The 1484-nt window shown below is 66.7% G+C and carries 3 protein-coding genes; 2 read left to right on the top strand and 1 reads right to left on the bottom strand.

What is annotated here, in order from left to right:
• Nucleotides 1-385: ABC transporter permease subunit (locus JMF90_RS36755; protein ID WP_201326311.1), on the top strand; the 385-nt coding region annotated here is incomplete at its 5' end.
• 18 nt (nt 386-403) lie between these two features.
• Nucleotides 404-1183: an ABC transporter ATP-binding protein gene (locus JMF90_RS36750; RefSeq protein ID WP_011545932.1), complete on the top strand. Its 780-nt coding sequence runs from the start codon at nt 404-406 to the stop codon at nt 1181-1183.
• Nucleotides 1184-1247: 64 nt separating this feature from the next.
• On the opposite strand, the gene JMF90_RS36745 is transcribed toward JMF90_RS36750, so the two are convergent.
• Nucleotides 1248-1484, bottom strand: a 237-nt coding sequence (locus JMF90_RS36745) for a GNAT family N-acetyltransferase (protein ID WP_201326310.1), incomplete at its 5' end; no start/stop codon positions are given.

Raw genomic sequence — 1484 nt, 5'->3', positions numbered from 1 at the left:
GCTGAACACCTGCGCGTACACCACCGAAATCTTCGCGGGCGCGATCAAGGCGACGTCGTACGGCGAGATCGAAGCCGCGCGCGCGTACGGGATGTCGCCGTTCACGATGTATCGCCGCGTGATCCTGCCGTCGGCGCTGCGCCGCGCGCTGCCGCTGTACAGCAACGAAGTGATCCTGATGCTGCACGCGACGACGGTGGCCTTCACCGCGACCGTGCCCGACATCCTGAAGATCGCGCGCGACGTGAACTCGGCGACCTACATGTCGTTCCACGCGTTCGGCATCGCCGCCCTGCTCTACCTCGTGATCTCGTTCACGCTCGTGTGGCTGTTCCGCCAGGCCGAGCGTCGCTGGCTCGCGTATCTGCGCCCGCAAGGCAAGTAAGTTTTCGCAGGACTATTGATGAACTCCCAGACCCAGAAGCTTTTCGTCGACGATCTCCACAAGCGGTACGGCGACAACGAGGTGCTCAAAGGCGTGTCGCTGAGGGCGAACTCGGGCGACGTGATCAGCGTGATCGGCTCGTCCGGCTCCGGCAAGAGCACGATGCTGCGCTGTATCAACTTCCTCGAACAGCCGAACGCGGGCCGCATCTTCGTCGACGGCGAGGAAGTGCGCACCGCGCTCGACAAGACGGGCGCGCTGCGCGCGGCCGATTCGAAGCAGCTGCAGCGCGTGCGCACCAAGCTGTCGATGGTGTTCCAGCACTTCAACCTCTGGTCGCACATGAACGTGCTCGAGAACGTGATGGAAGCGCCGGTGAACGTGCTCGGCATCCCGAAGAAGGAAGCCGAGGACCGTGCGCGCGAGTATCTCGAGAAGGTCGGCCTCGCGCCGCGCGTCGAGAAGCAATATCCGTCGCATCTGTCGGGCGGCCAGCAGCAGCGCGTGGCGATCGCGCGGGCGCTGGCGATGCATCCGGACGTGATGCTGTTCGACGAGCCGACCTCGGCGCTCGACCCGGAGCTGGTGGGCGAAGTGCTGAAGGTGATGCAGAAGCTGGCCGAAGAAGGCCGCACGATGATCGTCGTCACGCACGAGATGGGCTTCGCGCGCAACGTGTCGAACCACGTGATGTTCCTGCACCAGGGGCGCGTCGAGGAACAAGGCGTGCCGTCCGAGGTGCTCGCGAACCCGAAGAGCGACCGCCTGCGCGCGTTCCTGTCGGGCAGCCTCAAGTAACGCCCGCCACGCGCCACGCCCGAACGGGCGCCCCGCGGTTCACCGCGCGGCGCCCGTTTTGCGTTTACGCGGCGCTCACCGGCGCGCCGTCGGCGAACGCGCGCAGTTCGTCGCCCGCCAGCCGGTAACGTACCCATTCGCTCTGCGGCGCCGCGCCGACGCTTTCGTAGAAGCGGATCGCCGGCTCGTTCCAGTCGAGCACGCTCCATTCGAAACGCCCGCAGCCCGAGTCGACCGCGATCCGCGCGAGCGCCTTCAGCAGCCGCAGCCCTGCGCCGGCGCCGCGAAAACGCGGCGACAC

Source organism: Burkholderia sp. E168m23 (assembly GCF_016586125.1).
GTDB classification, from domain to species: Bacteria; Pseudomonadota; Gammaproteobacteria; order Burkholderiales; family Burkholderiaceae; genus Burkholderia; species Burkholderia orbicola.
This window is presented reverse-complemented; position numbering and strand designations above follow the sequence as displayed.

What these genes read in the sequence shown, in the direction of transcription:
- JMF90_RS36750 (WP_011545932.1), top strand. Translation starts at nt 404, where the DNA reads ATGAACTCCCAGACCCAGAAGCTTTTCGTCGACGATCTCCACAAGCGG.